We start from the raw sequence: 23805 nt of genomic DNA on the forward strand, positions 1-23805 counted from the left end.
GGGGATGTGAATGGGCTTCGTATTCTTCGACACGGAGACAACGGGGCTCAGGCACGGTTTCGATCAGATCGTGCATTTCGCGGCAATTAGGACCGACAACGATCTCAACGAGGTCGATCGGTTCGAGGTGCGCTCACGTCTTCTACCGCATGTCGTTCCCCATCCGAGCGCCCTTCTGACAAACGGGCTGCCCATTGAACGGCTTACTGATGCGGGCTTGCCGTCGCACTATCAGATGGTCCTGCTTATCCGACAAAAACTCCTGTCCTGGTCTCCCTCGATTTTCGTCGGCTATAACTCCATCCGGTTCGACGAGGAGATGCTCAGGCACGCTCTTTTTCAGACGCTTCATCCAGCTTACCTCACGACCAACCACGGTAATTGCCGCGCGGACGTTCTGGGCCTCGTCATGGCGGCCGCGGCGCTCTCGCCAGCTAGCCTGTCCGTTCCCTTTGGGCCGGAAGGGCGTCCGACTTTCCGTCTGGAACAGCTTGCGTCGGCAAATGGTGTAGCTCACACTCACGCCCACGACGCGATGGCTGACGTGATTGCAACGCTCGGTCTTTGCCGGTGCGTCCATGAACGCTCGTCCGAACTCTGGCAGCGCTTCGTGCGCTTTTCGAAGAAGGCGACAGTCGGCGATTTCGTCGACTCTGAGGACGGTTTTTTCCTCACGGAGTTCTTTGGCAACGAGGCCTATCACACGCCGGTCGTCTGCCTCGGCCCCGATCCGGATCAGCCCAACGGCCGGTTCTGCTTGCGTTTGGACGCGTCCCCCGAAGAGCTTACCGCGATGCCGGATGAGGCGTTGCAGAGCTATTTGTCGGCAAAACCAAGCCCTGTCCGCAGACTTAGAATCAATGCTGCACCCACGCTAACAGCTTTTTATGATGCGTCGGAGGCAATGCTCAACGGAGCCGACATCGATGACCTGGAGGGTCGTGCTCGAAGCATCAAGGAAAATACAGCACTTCGTTACCGGATCATCTCGAGCTTCGTGGCGACGCGAGCGCCCCGTTCACCATCCACCCACGTGGAAGGGCGGATCTACGACGGCTTTCCCGGCCCGGATGACGAGACCCGCATGGCAAATTTCCATGACGTGGGTTGGGGGGATGCCGCAGCCATCATTCGAGAATTTGATGATGAACGGCTCCGGATTTTCGGCCGGCGATTGATCTATTTCGGCGGCCGGTCGGCCCTGTCGGATGACCTGAAGCTTGTCGTGGAGCGCGACTTGACCGACCGGCTGATGGATGTTGCTACTGGTGGTTTCACGCTGCGCCACGCGCTTCAGGAGACGGAACTGCTCTTGGATGACCATGTGTCTGATCCCGACGGTATCTTGGCCAACTATCGGAGCTACCTGATAAATCGAATTGAACGCGTAACGGAATTCCGTGCCAAGAATTTTGCGATCGAGCCAGGTTAATTCACGCCATCGTGGTGACGATCGTAGTTCTAGAGTTTGTTAAGAAAATCAGTATAAGTATCTGTTTATAAATGAATATTGTTACAATTGATTGGTAATGGCATTCGATGCCGGACCATAGCGCCTGATCGCCCGAGGTCTCTCCAGCGGATCGTAGCTGGCCGATCTGTTTCGACTGGCCTGATTTGGCGAACCATTCGGGACAACTGTACAAGGTGGCGAATAGGGTGGCGTCGGTGACAGTAGGCAGAGCACAAAGGCCCTGCCTACTGTTGATTGGCGTAGGCGGGTGATCAGATCATGCCGCACGTTTCAGGCCCTTTTTCGTCAGAATTTTAGTGACGAAAGTGTTCCATTTTTTCATCGCGGCTCGCTTCTCGGGCATGTAGTGCCAACGATCGTAGCTCTTGGAACTTACATCTTGAAGCGTGTGGTTCTGAAGGCGATCGCGGATTTCCTTTGTCACTCCTGCCTTCCCGGCTAGAGTCTTCCATGTCCGGCGAAGATCGCGGTTCGTGACGACAGGGATGACCTCCCGTTCACGCTGGCGCCACATGAAGGCATAAAGCGTTCCATGGCTGACAGGCTTCTCTGGATCCATCGCCGACGGAAAGAACCAGCCATGCTCGTTGGGCTTGATCGACTCGATTAACTCGACAGCGATGTCAGGAACCGGGATCGCATGAGACTTTCCATTCTTGGTTTTCGACCAGTCGATGATTTTCTCGCGGGCATCCCATTGATCAACGTGGAGACGGGCGATCTCCTCAACGCGCTGGCCGGTCAGCATCAGAAGACGAACAGCACGGGCATAAGGAGGATGGATCGGCGTGTCCGGGCACTCCAGCCAGCGATAGAGGCGAAGGAACTCATCCTCGTCGAGCCAACGGGTGCCCACGACCTTAGGTTCTGTTGGGATGCCAGCAGCGGGGTTCATGATCAAATGAAAGCGCCGAGGTGAGTGGGAGCGATAATCATGTTCGGATTTCAGCCCCCAGCTATAGGCCGAGCGGATGTAGCTGCGGACATGATCGGCCATTGACTTTTTGCCCCGCTCGAAAATCGGGCGGATCACCTCTGACACTTCATCGGGTTCGATGTCACGAGCGGGCCGGTGACGGCCGAGCATGTCGGCAATCTTGTTCAGACCTTTTTCGGCTTCTTTCCACGACGATTTTTCAGAGTCCTTCAGGTGCTTCGCATATGCCTCGAAAAGGTCGCCCACGGTTCCGGGCCGCGTGTCTCCGGCGATCTTAATGCTGCGCCCCTTCTGGATGGGGGTGGCGAAATCGCGCTTGAAGACCTCGCGGGCTTGGGCGAGCGACATTGCCGGATAGGATCCGAGCTTTTTCTTAAGGCGCTTCTTGTCGCGCCACTGCTGCGCCATCCAGTCCGCTGTCACTCTGGTCGGCATTGGCTTGATGGTGAGAACGAGACGGCCCGTGCCATGCCCTTCACCATCAACGAGAGTCACTTGTTTCTCGGTTTGTTCCACTTGCTTCAAAGTCCGGCGGATTTCGCCATCTGTAAGGCTTGGCATTGTGCACTCCCATAGGCTGTTTTGGTGGGGTCGCCAGATGGTCAGCGGGGGTCGGCGACTGGGGGTAAAAGGGGTGATGATCCCCCTTAAACCGACCCCAATATGCCATGATATCCGGGGGCGCGACAAGCAAAAAAATCTTTATCTATCAATGTGATAGAGCGTGACCGTGCGTGATCGAAATGGCGCCTGTAGGATGGTTGTGGACCATGATGATCGCTGTCGCGGATAGTTCGAGGGCACGCTTCACCACCTCACGCGGATAGACCGGTGTGTGATCGACGGTGCCGATCTGCTGCACCTCGTCCGAGATCAACTGGTTGCGCTTGTCGAGGAACAGGATGCGAAATTGCTCCTTATCAGCAAAGGCCATGGCCATTCGGCAATAGTCGATCACCGTGGCCCATGACGACAGCACGGTGCGCTGCTTCAATTGCCCCTTGGCGACGCGGCTGGTGGCAGCGGCGATCAGCTTGATCTCGGTGATGGCGGCTTCACCGAGGCCGTCGACCTCGCGCAGCCGCGTGTCCGGGGCATGCACCGTCTCAGCGAAGGAGCCGAATTTCGTGATCAGCGATTTCGCCAGCGGCTTCACATCCCTGCGCGGCAGCGCACGGAACAGCACCATTTCCAACAGCTCGTAGTCGCTCAGCGCATCGGCACCGACACTGCGAAAGCGTTCCCGCAGTCGCTCCCGATGGCCATGATAATGCGGCGCTTCGGCAAGACCCGGCGGCGCAGTCGGATCGATGGGGCTGACGGGCATGTGGCGCAAACGCTCGCATGGACATTATCCGCGAGCATGCCGTGCCTGGCTGCATTTGCAACCAGAAAGTGTTCGATGTCGTGTGGCGATTTGAAGTTTAGGCGGCGGGCACGGGCGGCTGTTCGTTATGCCGCTTGGACAGCGTGAAAATCTCGACGCCGGTCGCCGTCACGCCGACGGTGTGCTCGAACTGCGCCGACAGCGACCGGTCGCGGGTCACGGCGGTCCAGCCGTCGGACAGAACCTTCACATGCGGCTTACCGAGATTGATCATCGGCTCGATGGTGAAGAACATGCCGGGGCGCAAGGTCACGCCTTCGCCAGGGCGGCCGACATGGATGATATTCGGCTCGTCATGGAACATGCGGCCGAGGCCATGGCCGCAGAAGTCGCGCACCACGCTCATCTGCTGCGGTTCGACGAAGCTCTGGATCGCATGGCCGATGTCGCCGGTGGTATTGCCGGGCTTGACCACGGCGATGCCGCGCATCAGCGATTCATAGGTAACCTCGACCAGACGCTCCGCCTTGCGGGCGAGTTCGCCGACGCCATACATGCGACTGGAATCGCCATACCAGCCCTCGACGATGAAGGTGACGTCGACATTGACAATGTCGCCTTCCTTCAGCGCACGGTCGCCGGGCATGCCATGGCAGACCACATGATTGATCGACGTGCAGGTCGAATAGCGATAGCCGCGATACATCAGCGTGGCCGGGAAGGCGCCATGGCTGAAGGCGAATTCGCGGACGAAGTCGTCGATCGCCGAGGTCAGCACGCCCGGCTTCACCAGATCGGTCAGCTCGTCCAGGCACTGCGACACCAGCGCGCCGGCCTTGCGCATGCCAGCAAAAGCGGCGGGACCATGCAGCTTGATCTGACCGGTTTTGCGCTGGGAGGTTTCGGAGGCTTCGACGTAGCTCATCAGGTGATCTTGCCAGGCAGGATGCGACGGGAATGTGTTATTTGAGGCCCCAATTTAATGGCTGGGGCGGTCAGCGCAAGCCAAAGCAGCCCCTCCGGGATCTCATCGCTCGGTTCCCAAGCCGGCCATATTCATGGCTGAATCGGCACTCGGCCGGCCAGAACGATGCTGCCGTGGTCGATCTGGCAGGTATAGGCGATGGCTTCGACGCCTGCGGCGCGGGCCTTGTCGAAGGCGCGGCCATAGGCCGGGTCGATATCCCGCGCCAGTGCAAAAGCCGTGGACGAGCCGATCTGGACCACGAACAGCATCATGGCCCGTGCACCCGCAGCGACCATGGCGGCCAGTTCGTCGAGATGACGGGCGCCGCGCGCGGTGACGGAATCCGGGAACTCGGCCAATCCGGGCTGGCGCATCATGTGGACGTTCTTGACCTCGACATAGCAGGGCGGCCGTGACGGGTGTTCCAGCAGGAAATCCACCCGCGATGCCGCACCATATTTCACCTCGCGGCGGATGATGTCGTAGCCGGCGAGTTCGGGGATCGCGTTGGCGGCGAGGGCCTCCGCGACAATGGCATTGGGGTGCATTGTATTGACGCCGACCAGTTCCGGGCCATTGCCGAAATCGGCTTCGATCAGCTCCCATGAAAAAGGCAGCTTGCGGGTCTTGCTCGGCGACTTCGACAGCCAGACCCGCGCGCCCGGCGCCTGCAGGCCGAGCATCGCGCCGGGATTGGCGACATGGGCGGTGATCATGCTGCCATCGGCGAGCTCGACATCGGCAAGGAAGCGCTTGTAGCGCCGCAGCAGCGTCGCTGGAACCAGATCGGCCTGTAGCTTCATCGGAACTATTCCGGACCGGATGCGACTTCGACAATGGTTTCGACCGGTAGTGCACCGCCACGGATCTTCAGCTCGCGGACCGGATAGGGCACGCGGATGCCCTCACGCTTGAAGGCATCCCACAGTCCCAGCATCACCTCGCTCTTCACGGCATCCATGCCGTCGGGCGAGTCGATCCAGAAGGTCAGTGAGAATTTCATGCCGGCTTCGGCAAATTCGGTGAGGATGCAGTTCGGCGTCTTGGCCGTATTGGCCCGTGGCGATGCCGTTGCGACGTCGATAGCCAGCTTGCAGACGACGCGCGGATCCGCATCGTAATTGGCGCTGAAATTGACCTTCACCAGCGTGTCCTTGTCCGTATAGGTCCAGTTCACCACCTTCTGGGTAATGAGGTCCTCGTTGGGGATCAGGAACTCGCGGCCGTCGCCCGCGGCGACCGAGATGTAACGCGTATTCATCGCACTGATGCGGCCAGAGCTGTCGCCGATGGTGACGAGGTCGCCGGGCTTCACCGATTTGTCCGCCAGCAGGATCACGCCGCTGATGAAATTGGCGACGATTTTCTGCAGGCCGAAACCGATACCGACACCGACTGCACCGGAGAACACGGCGAGCGCCGAAAGGTTGATGCCGACCGCACCCATGACGAGAGCGACGGCGAACACCATCAAGAGCAGGCGCACCAGCTTGATCAGCAGGACCTGGATCGAGGGCGTGAGGTCATGGGATTGCCTGATCCGGCCTTCGAGAAAATTGCTGGCGATGTTCGAGAGCCATAGCGCTACCGCGAGCAAGACGCCGAGCTTGATCAAGAGTAGCGGGGTCAGCCGGAGGCCTCCGAGGTCGATCCCGTTCGCATCCAGCATGGTGATGGTCGGCTGCAACTGGCCGACAATGCTGAGGGCCGCCACGAACCAGGCCGAGATCGACACCAGCCGGACCAGGAATTCGTTACGGATCACGCTGGTGACAAGCCGGATCACTAGCCACGCGAGTGCAAGCTTCGCGGCCACCGACAGCAAATAGCTGCGGCTCGGCCATGTCACGCTCAGCATGATCACTCGATCGAGGGTCATCAGGATCGCAAAGGCCGCGGTGGCTGCGCTGCCGACAAGAATGCGCATGAACATGCGCAGCGGCGCCGGCCAGCCCATCGCCAGCGAGGTCATATCGACCCGCGAGCGGATTGCGGCCCCGATGGCGAAGGCAATGCCACCACCGGCCATCATCAGTCCGAGCTGCAGATAGAACCACGGCGAGGTTACCTCGGCGCCGAACGATCGTGCGGTTGCCAGCACGAATTCGTGGGTGTCGGTCAGGTCAAGCATCGCGCGGCTCTCGTTGTCGTGAATGTATCGTGTGGTGTGGAATCATCGCTGGACGGCGCATTTGATTCGGATGGGCAGAGATTCACACAAGCACCACGTCGACGCCATCGAGCGGAGCTTCTGCCTTAGGCAATTCCCGAGAAATATACCTGCAAATAGGTATCACGCAGAAAACGTTTGGCGTCTCGGGATGACGACGATAAGCATGGATTTACAAGTATTTCCGGCCTCGGAGCCTCATGGCGTCACTTGATTCCGTCAGCATTGCCATCCTTCTCGGCGCAGTTCTGGTTATGGCCGGCATCCTGTCCAGCCTGCTTGCGCTTCGCTTCGGCGCGCCATTGCTGCTGTTCTTCCTGTTTATCGGCATGGTGGCCGGCGAAGCGGGCCCTGGCGGACTGCGGTTTGACGACGTCCATACAACCTATGTGGTGGGCTCGGTTGCACTCGCGCTGATCCTGTTCGACGGTGGGTTGAAGACACGATTTCAGGCCATTCGCGCGGTGCTGGCCCCGTCGATGGTGCTGGCCACGATTGGCGTGTTGTTGACGGCGTTGATCACGGCACCGGTCGCCAAATATGCCCTCGACCTGAACTGGACCCAGGCGCTGCTGACCGGCGCGGTGGTGGCTTCCACCGACGCGGCGGCTGTCTTTCTGCTGGTCCATGCGCAAGGCCTGCGCCTTAGGCCGAGGGTTGGTGCGACACTCGAAGTTGAGTCCGGAACGAACGATCCGTTCGCCGTCTTTCTGACCCTGACGCTGGTCAAGCTTCTGTCGCTGGGCGACGCCTCTGCCGGTCACGTGGCAATGGAATTTGTTCAGGAAGCCGTGCTGGGCACCCTGATCGGCGTCGTCGGTGGCCGGCTGGTTGTCCTGGCCATGAATCGCGTGGCGTTGCCGCAGGGGCTGCATGCGCCCTTCGTCTGCACCGCGGCTTTGGTGATCTTCGGGCTGGCTCAGATCGCTCACGCCTCAGGCTTTCTGGCGGTCTATCTTGCCGGCATCATCATCGGCAATCGTCCGACGCGGGCGCATAATTCCGTGGTGACGTTCCTCGACGCTGCGACGTGGCTGGCGCAGATCGTGATGTTCGTCATGCTCGGTCTTCTGGTGTCGCCGGAGCGGCTGGTGGGCAGCATCGTTCCGGCGGTCGGCGTTGCCCTGGTTCTGATGTTCGTGGCGCGCCCGGTCGCGGTCTTCCTGTGTTTGCAGCCCTTCCGCTTCAACTGGCGCGAAAAGATGTTCGTTTCGTGGGTCGGCCTGCGCGGTGCCGTCGCAATCTTCCTTGCCTCGATCCCGATGCTGGTTGGTCTGCCCAAGGCGTCGCTTTATTTCGACGTCGCTTTCGTGGTCGTGATCATCTCGCTGTTGTTTCAGGGATGGACGCTGGCCTTTGCCGCCCGGAAGCTGCATGTCGCTCTGCCGCGCACCGACAGGGGGCCGCGCCGTATCGAACTCGATTTGCCAGGTCAGCTCGAACAGCAACTGGTCGGCTATGCCGTGCGCCCGAAGAGCCTCTACCTGAAACGCAACCTCATTCCGTCATGGTCGAAGCCGACGCTGGTCATTCGCGATGAGCGCATCCTGACGCCGGCGGAGGCCGAGCCCGTTACGGCCGGCGATTACATCTATCTGCTGGCGCCGCCGGAAAAGGCCGAGGCGCTGGATCGCTTCTTTGTCGACATGCCGCCGAGCACGGCGCCAGACCCGCATCTGCTTGGTGATTTCATGGTGTCTGGCGAAATCACTCTCGGCGATCTTGCGGCGATTTACGGCATCGCCGTTGATCCAGCTCAGGCATCGCTGACGCTGGCCGATTATTTCGATATCCATCTCGATCATGCGCCGACCGTTGGGGCTGCCTTGCCGATCGACAGTATCGATCTCGTCGCGCGCAGCCTTGGCGGCGGGCGTGTCAACGTGGTCGGTCTGCGTCTGCCCGAAGATGAAGATCCCGCGCCGCCGAAGTTGACACGCAGGCAAGCCTTCAAGGCGAAACTGAAGCGAGGCTGGACCACGCTGTCCGGCGCCTGATTGGCTCAGGCTGCCGGGATGATACGCGGCAGGATCTCTGTGCCACCGAAGGCCGCGACACGGCCGCGCTTCAGCATCACGACCTGCGTCGCCAGTTGCCGCATCTCGTCGGCATCGTGACTGACGAAGACCATCGGCACATCGCCTGCATCGCGCAGCCGCTTGAGGTAGGGCAGGATCTCCGCCTTCCGCTCCTCGTCGAGCGCACCCATCGGTTCGTCGAGCAGTAGCAGCCGCGGTTGCGATAGTAGCGCACGTCCCAGCGCGACGCGCTGGCGCTCACCGCCCGAGAGGCCGCCGGGACGACGATCGAGCAGGTGTCCGATATCAAGCATCTCTGTAATGCGTGTTTCCTCAGCGGGGTCGCGTGTCAGACGGTTCATCCGGCGACCGTAATCGAGGTTCTGCGCGACGCTCAGATGCGGAAACAGTCGCGCATCCTGAAACACGTAGCCGATGCGGCGCCGATGCGGCGGGACGTGGATGCGCGCGCTGCCGTCATAGAGCACGTCACTATCCACGGCGATGATGCCGCGATCCGGCTGCACGAGGCCGGCAATCATGCTGACCAGCGAGGTCTTGCCCGCACCTGAGGAGCCGAACAGGCCCGTCACGCGGCCTTCGCTGGTGAAGGCGACGTCGACCGAAAATTCGCCGAGTTGTTTGAACACATCAACGCGCAGCACGATCAGTTTCCGTGCAGCCGTTGCGTCGCGCGGCGCGCGAACCATTCCGAAGCGATAAGCGCCAGCACAGCGATGCCGATGGAGATCATCACCAGACGTGAGGCTGCCGCGTCACCGTCGGGCGTCTGGATCAACGAGTAGATCGCGGAGGAAATCGTCTGGGTCTCGCCGGGAATGTTTGAGACGAAAGTAATGGTGGCGCCGAATTCGCCGATGGCCTTGGCAAAGCCGAGCACCATGCCGGCCAGGACGCCGGGCAGCGCCAGCGGCAAGGTCACGGTCGCAAACACCTTCCAGGGCGATGCGCCGAGCGTGCTCGACGCCTGTTCGAGCCGCCGGTCAACCGCTTCAATCGAGAGCCGGATCGGCCGCACAAGCAGAGGGAACGACATCACGCCGCATGCAAGCGCGGCACCCGTCCAGCGAAAGGCGAAGACGATGCCGAGATGTTCGGCCAGCCACGCGCCGAGAAGGCCGCGCTTGCCGAGCAGCAACAGCAGCAGATAGCCGGTGACGACGGGCGGGAGCACCAGCGGCAGATAGATTATGGCGTCGATGATCGGCTTGCCCCAGAAGTCACGCCGAGCGAGTAGCCAGGCGACGCCGATTCCAATCGGCGTCGAGATCAATGTCGCGATCACGGCGACCCTGACTGAAAGCAGGATCGCCGTCCATTCTTCAGGGGAGATGTTGGACACGTGTCAGGACGTCGGCTTGACCAGGAAAGTGAAGCCGTACTTCTCGAGAACCGTCTTTGCGGCCGATGACCTCAGGAAGGTCAGGTAGTTGGCGGCTTCGCTCTTGGCGGTGGTGGTCGCAGCTATCGGATAGATGATCGCAGGATGCGAGTCCGACGGGAAGGTGCCAATGATCTTCACGCCCGGATCGATCTTGGCATCGGTCGCATAGACGATGCCAAGCGGAGCTTCACCGCGTGAGACCAGCGTCAGCGCAGCGCGCACGCTCTCGGCCATGGCGAATTTCGACTCGGCGGCGGTCCAGCTGCCGAGCTTCTCAAGCGCGGCCTTTGCGTATTTGCCGACCGGGACCGACTTCACATCGCCGGTGGCGATCTTGCCGTCGCCGGCGAGCTTGGCGAGATCGAAGCCTTGACCGATGGTGACGTTGTCGAGCTTGGCGTCCTTTGCGGCGATCAGCACGATGCTGTTGCCGAGCAGGTCGGTGCGCGTGGCGACGTTGATGTTCTTTTTGCCGATGGCGTAGTCCATCCAGTCGGTGTCGGCGGACACGAAGACATCGGCCGGCGCGCCCTGTTCGATCTGCTTGGCGAGCGCCGAGCTTGCCGCATAGCTGGCGGTGATCTTCACGCCGGTCTTGGCCGTATAGGCGGCATCGAGCTCGTCGAGCGCGTTCTTCATCGACGCTGCGGCGAACACGGTGAGGGTTTTGTCCTGCGCATGGGCAGGCGTGAAGGTCGATCCGAGCAGGATCGAGAACGCAGCGAAAAGTCCGGCAAAACGGTTCATGTGGCGCTCCATGCGTGAGCGCAGCGCAAAGTGCGCGCAACTCAGGCGTTGGTTGGGTGGGACATGCGACAGGCGGAAGCGCCGTTCCGGCAATCCCGAGGACTTACGGTCCGCAGGGGATATCGCTGGGGAATAATATCAGGCTGGCCAAGGGGGTAAAGGCCCTTGGGCGCGGAGGCCTCTAAGGCTGCCGTCACTCGGACGGCAGCACGGCCAGGCTGATGGTGTTTTCAGTCACGCCGCTGACCTGGATCACGAACGGACCTGCCGCGAGATCGTACTTCATGGTCTTACGGATGCCGACGCAGTCGGTCGCGCCGCTGAACTCCATCGGCTTCAGGATCTCGCCATCCTGCACCACGTCGACCCACGCCGCCGCCGACAGGCTGACGGTGTATGTGCCAGCCTTCGGCGCCTTCTGGAAGCGCGCAAAGCCTGCAAATGTGCCGTCTTTCGGCTTTCGCTCTGGAGACGTCGGCAGCTTCGCCTCAGCGGGTGTCTTCAAATCAAGGATCGCTGCGGCGGGAATTGCGAGGTCGGCACCAGAGGTAATCTTGAGGCGATCTTGCGCCGTCAGTGCGGCGCGTTCCTTGTCGATCGACCACTTGAACTTGTCACAGCCGCTGGGCTCGGCCGCCCAGGCTGGCGCCGAGCCAAATAGCGCAGGCGCCGAACCGAGCAGTGTGAGCGCGACAATCAGACGCGCACGCATGATCAATCCACCGCGATCATGACGTCGGAGGCTTTCACCACGACGATGCATTTGCCGCCGGCCTTGAGCGCCAGATCGTCAACGGCTTCGTTGGTGATCGACGAGGTCACGACCTGGCCGCCGCCGATGTCGACGCGGACATGTGACGTGGTCGCGCCCTTGGTGACTTCGAGGACAGTACCCTTGATCTGGTTGCGTGCACTGATGCGCATGTTGGATCTCGCCGATTGGGCCGGGCAGCTGACAGCCGCGGCTGATATGGAGGGAGTTCGGGAGGGGCGCCCGTTGTTGATCGTCGGCTTACGGCACAACGATGGCGTGTTCTAACCCGGTTTCACGACAATGCGATAGCCAATCGGCCGATCACGGTGCCGTCAGAACCTGTCGGCACGCAGCCGGCATTTCTGCGAGCGTCATCGGTGGCTTCGGTTTGGGCGGAACCGGCGGCGGTTTTGGATGCAGCACGGCATCGCTGAACCAGTAAGCCAGATCGCCGGCGCTGCAGCCCTCGGAATCAGTCGGCGGTGGCTGGGATTCGCATTCGGCACTGCCGACCGGGCATTTGATGCGGACATGGAAGTGATAATCATGGCCGTACATCGGCCGCACCTTCGACAGCCAGCTGCGGTCGCCTTTGGCCTCGCGGCACAGCGCCTTCTTGATGGCGGCGTTGACGAAGATGCGCTCCACGCTGGGCTCCACCGCCGCGGCGCGGATCACCGGCAGATGGGACGGCGTCCAGGTGGTCGGATCGATGTCGAGCCGGTCGTGCCGCACCATCATCACCGCCGACATTTCCTCGCGCTCGTTGCGCGAGAGCTGGCGGTTCGGCATCGGCGTCAGCCAGATATCGGCATCAAGCCCGACCTGATGGCTGGCATGGCCTGTGATCATCGGGCCGCCGCGCGGCTGCGACATATCACCGACCAGGATGCCTGGCCAGCCGGCGTTCTTGTTAGCCTTGACCGATAGCCGCTCCAGCAGCTCGACCAGTTGCGGATGCGCCCAGTTGCGATTGCGCGATAGCCGCATCACCTGCCAGGTCGGCCCGTTGATCGGCAGCGCTTCGGCGCCTGCGATGCAGCCCTTGGCGTAGAAGCCGACCACGCGCACCGGCGATTTCGTCGGCAGCACCTTGCGGCCGAATAGTTCTTTGGCGCCGATGGCCGGGTCGTTCGGATTGGCCAGCGGCGGCAGCGGTTTCAGATCGACGCTGCCTTTGGTTTGCGCCAACGCCAGCGGCGTTGAAGCAATGACGGCGGGCAGGAATATGAGGCTGAGAATCAGGCGAAGGCTCATGCTGCGACTATAGCTGAAGCTGTCGATGAGGTGAGTGACCTGCGGCACGCATGATTTTAACGCGTGGGTAACCACGTCTGACGCTGGCGCTTTTTTTTGCGTTTGGGTTTGCCGGTCCTCCTGTTGCCACCGGCTCAGTCGTTTTATCAGCGTTTCGAGCCGCTTGCGTCTCTCACTTGGCGGGGATGATCGCGCGTGACCCGGTAACGCCCAGACACGGGTAACCATACGCCCACGGTTTTTGCCTGTTGTGAAGGCATGGGATGTGTACAGGCGCGCAGTTCAGACGGTAATCGGTTGCTGTGAACGGGCATTGATACCGTTTTTTCAGACACTTCTTGCACATATTGTCACACGCGCGTTGCGAGTGGATCATTGATGCCGAAGTTCCGGCCTGAAGCGAAAAAGAAAGCGAAAGCCGGACTGGCGTCTCGGATCACCCGGCCGAGCCGGGCGATCGCGGCTGCGCCGAAACTGGCGCCGAAAAAGGGTCTTGTCAGCGGTCCCATCCGCGAGATCGTGCGACAGCGTGCCCAGGCCGAGGCGGCGATCGCGGAAGCCCGCAAATCCCACGAGCGTCTGCGCGAGGCGATCGACATCCTGCCGCAAGGCATCGTGTTTCTCGATTCCGACGGGCGCTACATCCTCTGGAACAAGAAGTACGCGGAAATCTACAACCGCAGCTCGGATCAGTTCGTGCCGGGTGCGCGTCTGCAGGACACGATCCGCGTCGGTGTCGAGCGCGGCGACTATCCTGAAGCCATCGGTCGCGAGGACGAATGGATCGCGGAACGCGTCGCCAAACTGTTCCATCCCGGCGAGCGCCACGAACAGGTTCTGGCCGACGGCCGCGTCGTCCTGATCGAAGAGCGGCTCACCGAAGACGGCGGTGTCATCGGTCTGCGAGTCGACATCACCGAGCTGAAACAGCGCGAGGCGTCGTTCCGCCTGCTGTTCGAAAGCAATCCGGTGCCGATGATCGTCTGCGCACTCGATGACGAACGCATCCTCAGCGTCAATGACGCGGCGATCGAACATTACGGTTACACGCGTCCCGAGTTCGAGAAACTCACCATCCGCCAGTTGCAGGCCTTCGAGGCCGCCCCGCCCTGGGTCGGCGATCATGCCAATGACGAGCAGGCCGCGCGAACCTGGAAACACGTCAAGGCCGACGGCTCGCTGATCGATCTGGCGATCTATTCGCGGCACCTCGTCTACAACGAGGAGCCAGCCGTGATGCTGGCGCTGATGGATATCACGGAGCGCAAGCGTGCCGAGATGCGGCTGGCTTTCATGTCGCATCATGATGGCCTCACCGGCCTGCCAAATCGCAACCTGCTGCGCCAGCGTCTCGACGAGGTCCTCGCACATACCCGGCGCACCGGCGAGAAGGTCGCGGTGCTGTTTCTCGGCCTCGACAACTTCAAGGGCGTCAACGACACGCTCGGCCATGGTATCGGCGACAAGCTGCTGCGCGGCGTGGCGCGGCGGTTGCGGTCGTCATTGCGCGAGGAAGACGCGCTGGCGCGGCTGAACTCGGACGAATTCGCCATCATCCAGACCGGCATCAACCGTCCCGAGGATGTCGTGCTGCTGGCGCGCCGGCTGCTCGACGCCGTCGGTGAGACCTATCTGCTCGACGGTCATTCGGTGGTCATCGGCGCCAGCATTGGCATCGCGATGGCGCCGAGCGACGGCGACGAATCCGAGCGATTGCTCAAGAACGCCGACATGGCGCTGTCGCGCGCCAAGAACGACTCGCGCGGCACATTCAGCTTCTTCGAGTCCGGCATGGACGCTCGCGCGCAGGCGCGCCGCAAGATCGAGATCGATCTGCGCTCCGCCATACAGGACGATCAGCTCCGGCCATTCTATCAGCCGCTGATCGATCTCAAGACCGGCCGCATCACAGGCTGCGAGGCGCTGGTGCGCTGGCCGCATGCGGAGCGCGGCATGATCTCGCCGGCGGATTTCATCCCCGTTGCGGAAGACACCGGCCTGATCAATGCGCTCGGCACGCAGATACTGCGCCGGGCCTGCAATGAGGCTGCGCGCTGGCCCGATGAAGTGCGCGTCGCAGTCAATCTGTCGCCGCTGCAGTTCCGCGTTGGCAATCTGCTCTCGGTGGTGATGGATGCGCTGAAGCATTCGGGACTGCCGCCGCGGCGGCTTGAACTGGAGATCACCGAGACGCTGCTGCTGGAAAAGAGCAATCAGGTGCTGGCGACCCTGCACGCGCTGCGCGCGCTCGGCGTGCGCATCTCGATGGACGATTTCGGAACCGGCTATTCGTCGCTGAGCTATCTCAGAAGCTTTCCGTTCGACAAGATCAAGATCGACCAGTCCTTCGTGCGCGATCTCGGCTCCAATCGCGACGCGCAGGCCATCGTGCGTTCGATCATCAGCCTCGGCATGGGCCTCGGTGTCACCATCACGGCGGAAGGCGTCGAGACCGAATCTGAACTCGCCTGCCTGCGCAGTGAAGGCTGCCATGAAGGGCAGGGCTTCCTGTTCAGCCGCGCGCGACCGAACGAGGAGATCATCGAGCTGCTGCGCGCTCAGGCCATTGCTGCGCCGGATGCGGAACTGTCCGTCCGCGCGCAGGTCGCATAAGGCACGCGCCGATCTCCGCTTCAGCGAGGGCGCGGACGACCCTTCATCCCGTTTCCCATTGCGAGAATGGAGCGCCGGGAGGCGCCAGGGGTTTGCGAAACCCCTTGAGGCTGGCCTTGCGAGGGCCGGCCCGCACGTCAGCACCGGCGGGATTGCGAGTCCCGCAGGGAAGACGCGCGCGTTACGACATCGGTGGGGGTGCGAAGCCCGCCGAGCGAACGCTGCGCCTCCCGGCGCTCCACCAGCAGCTGCCCGGATGACCGGGTCGCCGCTGCAGTCTGATCGACGCTGTGTGTCATGAGCACGCAGCAATCGAGCAGGCTGAAAGCGAGGTAACTCAATCTAGGACTAAAGTCAATACCAGTTTAAGCTCGGAGGGATGCCGAAAAATCCCTAGTTGGAAATCTTCGCTTTCGAGCGCTTCACGATATTTTCCATCCGCGCAGAATCCTTGGCGATAACAGCTCCGAACTGATCGGGCTTGTCCGCGATCACGGTCAAACCAAGGCCTTCCAGGCGAGCCGAAACAGTTGAATCTCGCAACGCCTCCACGATCGATGTGTTGAGCTTCTCAATCACGTCCTTGGGGGTCGCCGATGGAGCGACAAAGCCGTACCAGTTGCCCGCGAGGAGATCGGGATAGCCTGCCTGCGGTGACGTCGGCACATTGGGCAGCTGTTTGCTTGGTTCAGGCGCGGTCACGACGATGGGCCTCAGCGCTCCGCTTTGTACCTGCTGGACCGTGTTCGACAGATTATCGCACATCATGGACACCTGACCACCGATGACATCCTGAAGTGCCGGAGCTGCGCCCTGATACGGGATGTGGACGGCATCGATGCCTTCGAGCACCTTCAGCGTCTCGCCGCACAGATGGCTCGTGCTGCCGATACCGGCTGACGCAAATGTCAGCTTGCCCGGCTCGGCCTTGGCCAGCGCCACCAGTTCCTTCAGCGAGTTCGCCTTGACCGACGGATTGACGACCAGGATGTTCGGCGTCGAAGCGCCATTGGTGATGGGCGCGAAATCCTTTTCGGAATTATAGGCGGGCTTTTCATAGATCCACGGATTGATCGCCATCATGCCGGTTGTCGCGAGCAGAATCGTATAGCCATCCGCCGGCGAAGCGGCGACGCGAGCCGCTCCGATCGAGCCGTTGGCGCCGCCGCGGTTCTCGATGATCACGGTGACGCCGAGCGACTTCGACATCAGCGGAGCCACTAGTCGTGGAATCGCGTCCGCCGTGCTTCCAGCCGGATAAGGGACCACGATTGTGATCATTTTTTCCGGAAAGCCGGCCGCTGCCGCGCCGGGCACGCCCAAGGCGACAGGCGCTACCAGCGCCGCCAAAAGAAACGTCGTCCACTTCATCCGTAAATCCTTGCTTGGCATTCTGAAACTCCTGCATGACATCTTGGGAACCATGGTGTTGGCTCCTCCAGGCTTACTGGCGCTTCCACTGCCGCGGTTCTTATCCAGCCGAGTGACCGGTTGCCGTCGACATCGTCTCAGAGAGAGTTGCTGATCACCCCGGGCGGTGCTCAGCCACATGCAACGCACCTGCCCGCTCAAGCGAGTCGAGCATCGCGATCCGGCGCAATAGCGCTCGTGCCTTTTCCGGATCGGCGGCTGCTGCGCGAATGTCGTCGCGGAAACGCGCACGATCGGCTTCGTCTTTCGCTTCGAGGTTCTTCTTGTTGCGGATGGTGTCGCCCTGAATGGCCTGCATCGTGACCGTCCGGCGCTGCAGATCGTAATCGGCAAGAATGCTCTCATCAGCCGTGCCGTTGATGACCGGACCCAGCTTCGCGGTCAGGTTCAATGCATCATGAATGCCGCCATTCATGCCCATGCCGCCGAGCGGGTTGTTGATATGGGCGGCGTCACCGGCCAGGAATGTGCGGCCTTTCTGGAAGTTCGCGGCGACGCGCTGGTGCACACGATAGAGCGTCGTGTGGAGGATGCGGGCCTCCAGCTCTGCGGGAACGATCCGCCGGATCGACGCCGTCACATAGGCTTCGGACAGTGCTTCCTCATCGGATGTTTCCGCGGCCACCGGCATCATCACGCGCCATGCGCCGAGGATACGCAGAAGGAAGTACCAGCGTTCGGGATCGGCGACATAGCTGACCGATGAGACGCCCGGCCGAAGCGCGGTGAAATCGACCGGTGTCGTCATCACGAGGAAACGCTCGGGCCAGGTGAAGCCCTCGAATTCCATGTCCTGGCTGCGGCGAACGATGCTGTTCGCGCCATCGGCGCCGATCAGCCAGGCGCATTCATGCGTGGTGTCGTGGCCGTTGGCCGTGACCACCACCTTGACGGTATCGCTGCTCTGCTCGACCGATTTGACCTCGCTGCCGAACGCGATCGAGAACAATGGATTGCCGGACAGGGCATCCAGAATGATGCGCGTGAGCTTGAATTGCTCGGCTTGCAGGCGGAACGGATGCCGCACCAGATCGGAGATCGCCGCGAAATCGAATGTTCCGAGCACACCGTCCTCGGACGAGCTGTACTGCACTGTCGGTGCCTTCAGCCCCTGTGCAATCAACGTGCTGGCGAAACCGAGATCGTCGAGCATGTCCAGCGTGGGCGGATGGAACGTCGATGCGCGCGACTCGCTGCTCAGCGCGTCGTTCTTCTCGAGCACCAGAACCGGAATGTTCTGTCGCACCAGATCTGCGGCAGCCACCATGCCGACCGGCCCTGCACCGGCGATGATGACGGGAAGCTTCGCATTACTCATTCTATCAAGACCTCTTGCGGGGATTTCAGTGAGCATCGGCTCGGATCGGCGGCCCCTCTAAGAGGCTGCCGTCATCGTCTCTGGGCTCTCAGGCGGGATCGTAGTAGTGCATTTCGAGAAGCAGGCAGCCGCCCTCGGATTTGAACGGACCATGCCACGCGCCTGGCGGCCTGACGGCGTAGGTGTAGCCGGCGAACGGCGTGCCGCCTTGCCCGTTCTCGTCGTTGCCAACGATCAGGTCGCCGGAGACGAGAAAGACTTCTTCCCAGTGGTCGTGAACGATCTGCTGCGTGGTGAAGAGACCCGGAGGGAATTTCAGCAATCGCGTCCGGCTGCCGCGTTTGTTCGCGGTATCGAGCGATCCGGACAGGATCTTCTCCAGCGCGCCCGACGCGGGATCGTAGCCCTCGGGCAATTGCCAGCCGCTCTCCATGTCGAGCGTGTGGAATTCGTCATGCAATTTGTTGACTGCCACTGATGTGCTCCTTGAAGTTGATGACCGAAGCACCTGTGCGGGGCACCGCGCTGCAGTCTGCATGTCTTGAGACCGTTGCCGGGGCGTGACCTCGCCAGAGGTCGCCGCCCGCCATGACTTTTGTCATCCGCGGGGAGATTGTTGCCTTGTGCTTAGGCGTGCAAACAATTTAATCTGCGGACATCTTGCGTTTTTGGAATGAACTATGCGCCGCAGAATACCGAGCCTCGGCGCGCTGATGGCGTTCAGCGCGGCTGCCAAACACCTCAGCGTCACCCGTGCCGCCAGCGAACTCGCGCTGACCGAAAGTGCGGTGTCGCGCCAGATTGCGCAGCTGGAGACGCAGCTCGGCGTGAAACTGTTTCATCGGATCAAGAAACGCATCACGTTGACGCGGGCAGGGGCGGCCTACAGCACCCGCGTGGCGCAGACGATCGAGCGGATCGAGCGCGATGCGCTCGAGATCATGGGCTATGAGGCCGACGGCATGGTTCTGGACGTCGCGGCGCTGCCCACTGTCGGCGCCCAGTGGCTCATTCCGCGCCTGCCGGACTTCTATGCGCGCCATCCCGGCGTCGCCGTCAATGTGAGTGCGCGCAACACGCGCTTCTTCTTCAGCGAGACCGCGCTCGATGGTGCCCTCTACTTCGGCCAGCCGGACTGGCCCGGCACGCAGGCAGACCATCTGTTCGACGAAATTCTTCTGCCGGTCGGATCGCCGACGCTGATCGGCAGGCGCGGCGAATTGCCGCCGAGCGAGGTCGCCGAGCTGCGGCTTCTGCATCTCGTCACACGCGCCGATGCATGGCGTCGCTGGTTCGACGCTGCGGAGCTCGGCGGCACGAATGTGATCCGCGGGCCGCGTTTCGATATCCAGTCCACTTTGATCAGCGCGGCGAGCTCCGGTCTTGGCGTCGCCCTGCTTCCGGAATTCCTGATCTCCGATCAACTCAGGTCGGGCAAATTGAAGGTGTTGTCGAGCCTGACGCTAAAAAGCGTCGGCTCGTACTATTTCGCCTGTCCGGAGGAGAAAGCCGAAAATCCTTTGCTGCAGGCATTCCGCGCATGGTTGCTGTCGCAAGCCCAGGCGTCTGCGCATCCCGGCTCCTCGCCAGGAGCTTTGCCAAAAGAGACTGGTCGCCTCGCGGATCGACGCAGCGCAACGACTGCAGGTGGCAAAGGATAATGATTGTGGGCTCTACCGCGCGCTCTCGTTGAGAGTCCAGTAACAGGTCTCCGGTCTGAACCGCGGCGTCTACCGGCAGCACGTGCTTTTGGACGATACCGGCGCGCAGCATGCACTGGCTTCCTTCTGCGCCTCCAGCCAGCGGTCGCGTGGCTTGCAACTCGCCGGACGCGGGGCAAGCGTCACCGTGAGAACGTCGCCCTGTATGCGCGGGGTATCCGCGCAGTGTAGTTGCATCGGCGCGACGCCATCGCTCACTTCGAAGGTCAGCCGCGCATTGGCATCGAGAGCGACATGGTCGGAGACTTTCCGGATGATGGCGGCGAATTTAGCCGCCGTCATATGGGTCCGGTCATCTTCGACGATGTCCCACAACTGTACGAAGATCTCCGACCACGCTTCGGGATTGCCGCCGCAATCAAGTGCGGAAAAGGCGCCCGCCTTGACTTCGGTGATGTGGTAGCCCGCCTGAATGCTGTGACCGCTATAGGTGAACACCAAGGGCAATGCCGGTGCCGCGTCGCAGGCGGCGAGGAGCGCCCCGATGCTGATGTCGTCGGCGGCGATCTGCGGCGAAGGCGGAATTTCCGGCTTGGCAAGGTCCAGCATCGATGTTACTCCATGATTCGATATTTTTAGGATTATTGAAATATGGAAGAACGTCAAGCCCTGTCGGCTTTCGCAGCCCTGTCCCAGGAGACACGGCTTCGCATCGTGCGCCTGCTCGTGCAGGCCGGTCCCGCCGGGATGCCGGCCGGCGCCGTCGCGGAGGCTGCAGGCGTGTCGGCCTCGAACGTGTCCTTCCATCTGAAGGAGCTGACCCAGGCTGGCCTTGCCAGCGCGAAGCGGGAGGCCCGCTCGATTGTCTACACGGCTGACTACGACGCCCTGTCGGGCCTCATCCAGTTCCTGATGCGGGATTGCTGCGCGGGTCATCCCGACATCTGTATGCCGGCCACGGCGTCCGCATGCACGTTGGATGGCAAGGAGCTGTCACGTGCCTGATAGCGTCGACGTCATCATCTATCACAACCCGGATTGCGGCACCTCGCGCAACACGCTGGCCATGATCCGCAATGCCGGCATCGAGCCGCATATCATCGAGTATCTGAAGACACCGCCGTCGCGGGTTCTGCTCGTTCAGTTGCTCGCGCGCGCCGGCATATCGGTGCGCGAAATCCTGCGCGAGAAGGGAACGCCCTATGCCGAGCTGGGCCTCTCCGACGCCAGTCTGACCGACGAACAGTTGCTCGACGCCATCGAAGCCCATCCGGTTCTGATGAACCGCCCGATCGTGGTCTCGGCGCTCGGTGTGAGGCTCTGCCGGCCATCTGAAGCGGTTCTGGACATCATGCCCACTCCACAGCTTGGAGCGTTCTCGAAAGAGGATGGCGACCGGGTCGTGGATGCGAGCGGCCAGCGGATCGCAGGACAACGTCATGACCAGTGAGGCCATCGGCAGGCCGGTTTCCGCTCCAGCCATGGGCTTGTTCGAGCGCTATCTCACGATCTGGGTCGGTCTCTGCATTGTCGTCGGGATTCTGCTGGGGCGATGGATGCCGGCCGTTTTCCATGCGCTGGGCTCGGCGGAGATTGCACAGGTCAATCTGCCGGTGGCTGTTCTCGTCTGGCTGATGATCATTCCCATGCTGCTCAAGGTGGACCTCGGAGCGCTCGGTCACGTTGGCGCACACTGGCGCGGCATTGCCGCGACCGTCGGAATCAACTGGCTGGTGAAGCCGTTCTCGATGGCGCTGCTTGCCTGGCTGTTCATTGGCCATCTGTTCAGGCCTTATCTGCCCGCGGACCAGATCGATAGCTATACGGCCGGTCTGATTCTGCTTGCCGCGGCGCCTTGTACGGCGATGGTGTTTGTCTGGTCGAATCTGGTCGATGGCGAGCCGAACTTCACACTTGGACAGGTCGCGCTCAATGACACCATCATGGTGGTTGCCTTCGCTCCGATCGTCGGCCTTCTGCTCGGACTGTCATCCATCATCGTGCCTTGGGGCACGTTGCTGTTGTCCGTCCTGCTCTACATCATCGTGCCTGTGGCGATCGCGCAGTTCTGGCGGCGCGCATTGCTGGCGAGGGGAGGCGAGGCGGCGCTATCGCAGGCGCTGTCGCTACTCGGCCCGGTATCGCTCGTCGCGCTCCTGCTGACCCTGGTGCTGTTGTTCGGCCTGCAAGGCGAGCAGATCACACGGCAGCCGATGGTCATTGCACTGCTCGCCGTCCCGATCCTGATCCAGGTCTATTTCAATGCCGGTCTCGCCTACTGGCTCAACCGCCGCCTCGGCGTCGCCTGGTGCGTGGCCGGTCCTTCCGCCCTGATCGGCGCATCGAATTTCTTCGAGCTCGCCGTGGCGGCGGCGATCGCACTGTTCGGTTTTCAATCGGGCGCGGCACTGGCAACGGTCGTCGGCGTTCTGATCGAGGTGCCGGTGATGCTCTCTGTGGTTCACATCGTGAAGGCGACACGGGACTGGTACGAGCGGGGAGCTGTGACCTGAGGTGGCAGTCGTTCGTTGGCAAGTCGTATCCGCGCTCGGTACGACGCAGACACTGGCATGGGCTTCCAGCTACTATGTTCCGGCCGTGTTCGCGGCTCCCATTTGCGACGACCTGCATCTGTCCAGGACGTGGTTCTTCGCCATGTTCTCCGTGGCGCTGCTGGTGTCGGGTTTGCTCGGGCCGCTCGCCGGCCGCATGATCGACCGCAGCGGTGGCCGGGACGTGCTTGTCGCCACCAATCTGATGTTTGCGGCGGGGCTGGCCTTGCTTGCGGTTGCAACGGGACCGATCACGCTGGCCCTGGCCTGGCTGGTCATCGGCGCCGGCATGGGTTTCGGCCTGTATGAGGCTGCGTTTGCGACGGTTGCGGGATTGTGGGGACGACAGGCCCGCAGTGCGATCACCGGCATCACCCTGTTCGCCGGTTTTGCGAGCACCATCGGCTGGCCGCTCAGTGCCGCGATGATCGATGCCTTCGGCTGGCGCGGCGCCTGCTTCGCATGGGCCGCGTTGCACGTCGTCATCGGTCTGCCGCTCAACCGCTTTCTCGTTCCGAAGGCGCCGCCGCATGCGCATCTGGATGAGCCTGCCGTCCCCACATCAGGCATTCCATGGGCGATGATCGTTCTGGCGGGCGTCTTCGGTGCGACCTGGTTTGTCACCACCGCCTTTGCCGCGCACATGCCGCGCCTGCTGGAAGCGCTCGGGGCCACCCCGGCGCAGGCCGTGCTCGCCGGAGCCCTGATGGGGCCTGCGCAAGTCGCGGCCCGGATCGGAGAATTCGGTCTGCTACGACATGCGTCGGCGATGATATCCGCACGCCTGGCCGCGGGCCTGCATCCGGTTGGCGCCGGATTGCTGATCCTGTTCGGAGCGCCCGTCGCGCTGCCATTCGCTCTTCTGCACGGTGCCGGCAATGGCCTGTTCACGATCGCGCGCGGAACGCTTCCGCTGGCGATGTTTGGCGCCGTCGGATACGGCATGCGAACCGGCTGGCTGGCCGCGCCGGCGCGCATCCTGCAGGGTGCAGCGCCGCTGCTGTTCGGCCTTGTGCTGGATCACGGTGGCCCGCGCGTCGCGCTGGCGCTCACAGGCGGGCTGACGTCGCTCGCGTTCCTGGCGCTGTTTTGGCTAAGGACCCCAGCGGCGAAGCCGGCAACGAGTGCCATCGTTTAAATGCGATGAAAACTAACGTGCCGCCCGGTCAGGCTT

Annotated in this window: 23 protein-coding genes; 8 read left to right on the forward strand and 15 right to left on the reverse strand. The window is 61.9% G+C overall.

What is annotated here, in order from left to right:
* The first annotated feature begins 10 nt into the window (after positions 1-10).
* Entirely contained in the window at positions 11-1432 is a 1422-nt protein-coding gene (locus AB8B02_RS27960) for an exonuclease domain-containing protein (protein WP_439065757.1), read from the forward strand.
* Between the two features lie 298 nt (positions 1433-1730).
* Here AB8B02_RS27960 and AB8B02_RS27965 read toward each other — a convergent pair whose 3' ends face one another.
* The 5 genes from AB8B02_RS27965 to AB8B02_RS27985 all read right to left on the reverse strand — a co-directional run bounded on the left by AB8B02_RS27965 (position 1731) and on the right by AB8B02_RS27985 (position 6836).
* The gene (locus AB8B02_RS27965; RefSeq protein WP_439065758.1) at positions 1731-2972 is read right to left on the reverse strand and encodes a tyrosine-type recombinase/integrase; all 1242 of its coding nucleotides are present in this window, start codon (positions 2970-2972) and stop codon (positions 1731-1733) included.
* Between the two features lie 148 nt (positions 2973-3120).
* Positions 3121-3738 carry a JAB domain-containing protein gene (locus AB8B02_RS27970; RefSeq protein ID WP_439065759.1) on the reverse strand — a complete coding sequence of 206 codons (618 nt, stop codon included), beginning with the start codon at positions 3736-3738 and terminating at the stop codon, positions 3121-3123.
* A gap of 97 nt (positions 3739-3835) precedes the next feature.
* Positions 3836-4663 (reverse strand): type I methionyl aminopeptidase, encoded by an 828-nt coding sequence (map, locus tag AB8B02_RS27975; protein ID WP_320446474.1) that lies wholly within the window; start codon positions 4661-4663, stop codon positions 3836-3838.
* Between the two features lie 131 nt (positions 4664-4794).
* Positions 4795-5508, reverse strand: coding sequence for a DNA/RNA nuclease SfsA (gene sfsA / locus AB8B02_RS27980; RefSeq protein WP_439065760.1), 714 nt, complete (start codon positions 5506-5508; stop codon positions 4795-4797).
* Positions 5509-5513: 5 nt separating this feature from the next.
* Positions 5514-6836: a mechanosensitive ion channel family protein gene (locus AB8B02_RS27985; RefSeq protein WP_175368541.1), complete on the reverse strand. Its 1323-nt coding sequence runs from the start codon at positions 6834-6836 to the stop codon at positions 5514-5516.
* Positions 6837-7075: 239 nt separating this feature from the next.
* Here AB8B02_RS27985 and AB8B02_RS27990 point away from each other — a divergent pair, with 239 nt between their 5' ends.
* Positions 7076-8872 carry a potassium/proton antiporter gene (locus AB8B02_RS27990; protein WP_439065761.1) on the forward strand — a complete coding sequence of 599 codons (1797 nt, stop codon included), beginning with the start codon at positions 7076-7078 and terminating at the stop codon, positions 8870-8872.
* A 5-nt stretch (positions 8873-8877) separates the two neighbouring features.
* On the opposite strand, the gene modC is transcribed toward AB8B02_RS27990, so the two are convergent.
* From modC to mepA, 6 genes are all read right to left on the reverse strand, one after another.
* Positions 8878-9558: a molybdenum ABC transporter ATP-binding protein gene (gene modC / locus AB8B02_RS27995; RefSeq protein ID WP_068733910.1), complete on the reverse strand. Its 681-nt coding sequence runs from the start codon at positions 9556-9558 to the stop codon at positions 8878-8880.
* 2 nt (positions 9559-9560) lie between these two features.
* Complete coding sequence (gene modB / locus AB8B02_RS28000; RefSeq protein WP_439065762.1) at positions 9561-10256, reverse strand: molybdate ABC transporter permease subunit; 696 nt, start codon at positions 10254-10256, stop codon at positions 9561-9563.
* Between the two features lie 3 nt (positions 10257-10259).
* Positions 10260-11045, reverse strand: coding sequence for a molybdate ABC transporter substrate-binding protein (gene modA / locus AB8B02_RS28005; protein WP_439065763.1), 786 nt, complete (start codon positions 11043-11045; stop codon positions 10260-10262).
* 193 nt (positions 11046-11238) lie between these two features.
* Positions 11239-11757: a hypothetical protein gene (locus AB8B02_RS28010; protein WP_439065764.1), complete on the reverse strand. Its 519-nt coding sequence runs from the start codon at positions 11755-11757 to the stop codon at positions 11239-11241.
* A 2-nt stretch (positions 11758-11759) separates the two neighbouring features.
* On the reverse strand, positions 11760-11969 hold the full coding sequence (locus tag AB8B02_RS28015; protein WP_089262895.1) for a TOBE domain-containing protein: 210 nt from the start codon (positions 11967-11969) through the stop codon (positions 11760-11762).
* Positions 11970-12120: 151 nt separating this feature from the next.
* Positions 12121-13056: a penicillin-insensitive murein endopeptidase gene (gene mepA / locus AB8B02_RS28020; protein WP_093760098.1), complete on the reverse strand. Its 936-nt coding sequence runs from the start codon at positions 13054-13056 to the stop codon at positions 12121-12123.
* Between the two features lie 378 nt (positions 13057-13434).
* Between mepA and AB8B02_RS28025 the strand changes: the two genes are divergently transcribed.
* Positions 13435-15669 carry a putative bifunctional diguanylate cyclase/phosphodiesterase gene (locus AB8B02_RS28025; protein ID WP_439065765.1) on the forward strand — a complete coding sequence of 745 codons (2235 nt, stop codon included), beginning with the start codon at positions 13435-13437 and terminating at the stop codon, positions 15667-15669.
* A gap of 393 nt (positions 15670-16062) precedes the next feature.
* Here AB8B02_RS28025 and AB8B02_RS28030 read toward each other — a convergent pair whose 3' ends face one another.
* The 3 genes from AB8B02_RS28030 to AB8B02_RS28040 form a co-directional block, all read right to left on the reverse strand.
* Positions 16063-17040 (reverse strand): Bug family tripartite tricarboxylate transporter substrate binding protein, encoded by a 978-nt coding sequence (locus tag AB8B02_RS28030; protein WP_176454493.1) that lies wholly within the window; start codon positions 17038-17040, stop codon positions 16063-16065.
* A gap of 154 nt (positions 17041-17194) precedes the next feature.
* Positions 17195-18418: an FAD-dependent oxidoreductase gene (locus AB8B02_RS28035; RefSeq protein ID WP_309947956.1), complete on the reverse strand. Its 1224-nt coding sequence runs from the start codon at positions 18416-18418 to the stop codon at positions 17195-17197.
* A gap of 88 nt (positions 18419-18506) precedes the next feature.
* On the reverse strand, positions 18507-18893 hold the full coding sequence (locus tag AB8B02_RS28040; RefSeq protein WP_068733870.1) for a cupin: 387 nt from the start codon (positions 18891-18893) through the stop codon (positions 18507-18509).
* Positions 18894-19098: 205 nt separating this feature from the next.
* Here AB8B02_RS28040 and AB8B02_RS28045 point away from each other — a divergent pair, with 205 nt between their 5' ends.
* Positions 19099-20079: a LysR substrate-binding domain-containing protein gene (locus AB8B02_RS28045; RefSeq protein WP_309947954.1), complete on the forward strand. Its 981-nt coding sequence runs from the start codon at positions 19099-19101 to the stop codon at positions 20077-20079.
* Between the two features lie 69 nt (positions 20080-20148).
* Here AB8B02_RS28045 and AB8B02_RS28050 read toward each other — a convergent pair whose 3' ends face one another.
* A complete protein-coding gene (locus tag AB8B02_RS28050) occupies positions 20149-20688 on the reverse strand; it encodes a DUF6428 family protein (RefSeq protein ID WP_309947952.1) in 540 nt (179 codons plus the stop codon).
* A gap of 42 nt (positions 20689-20730) precedes the next feature.
* Between AB8B02_RS28050 and AB8B02_RS28055 the strand changes: the two genes are divergently transcribed.
* From AB8B02_RS28055 to AB8B02_RS28070, 4 genes are read left to right on the forward strand one after another with little or no spacing between them, the layout of a single operon-like run.
* Positions 20731-21084, forward strand: a complete 354-nt coding sequence (locus AB8B02_RS28055; protein ID WP_309947950.1) for an ArsR/SmtB family transcription factor — start codon at positions 20731-20733, stop codon at positions 21082-21084.
* A complete protein-coding gene (gene arsC / locus AB8B02_RS28060) occupies positions 21077-21529 on the forward strand; it encodes an arsenate reductase (glutaredoxin) (RefSeq protein WP_309947948.1) in 453 nt (150 codons plus the stop codon). The genes AB8B02_RS28055 and arsC overlap by 8 nt, the downstream gene beginning before the upstream one ends.
* A 31-nt stretch (positions 21530-21560) precedes the next feature.
* Positions 21561-22592: an ACR3 family arsenite efflux transporter gene (gene arsB, locus AB8B02_RS28065; protein WP_439065955.1), complete on the forward strand. Its 1032-nt coding sequence runs from the start codon at positions 21561-21563 to the stop codon at positions 22590-22592.
* A 1-nt stretch (position 22593) separates the two neighbouring features.
* Entirely contained in the window at positions 22594-23769 is a 1176-nt protein-coding gene (locus AB8B02_RS28070) for an MFS transporter (protein WP_439065766.1), read from the forward strand.
* Positions 23770-23805 lie beyond the last annotated feature (36 nt).

It is taken from the genome of Tardiphaga sp. 862_B3_N4_1 (genome assembly GCF_051811085.1).
Classification (GTDB): domain Bacteria; phylum Pseudomonadota; class Alphaproteobacteria; order Rhizobiales; family Xanthobacteraceae; genus Tardiphaga; species Tardiphaga robiniae.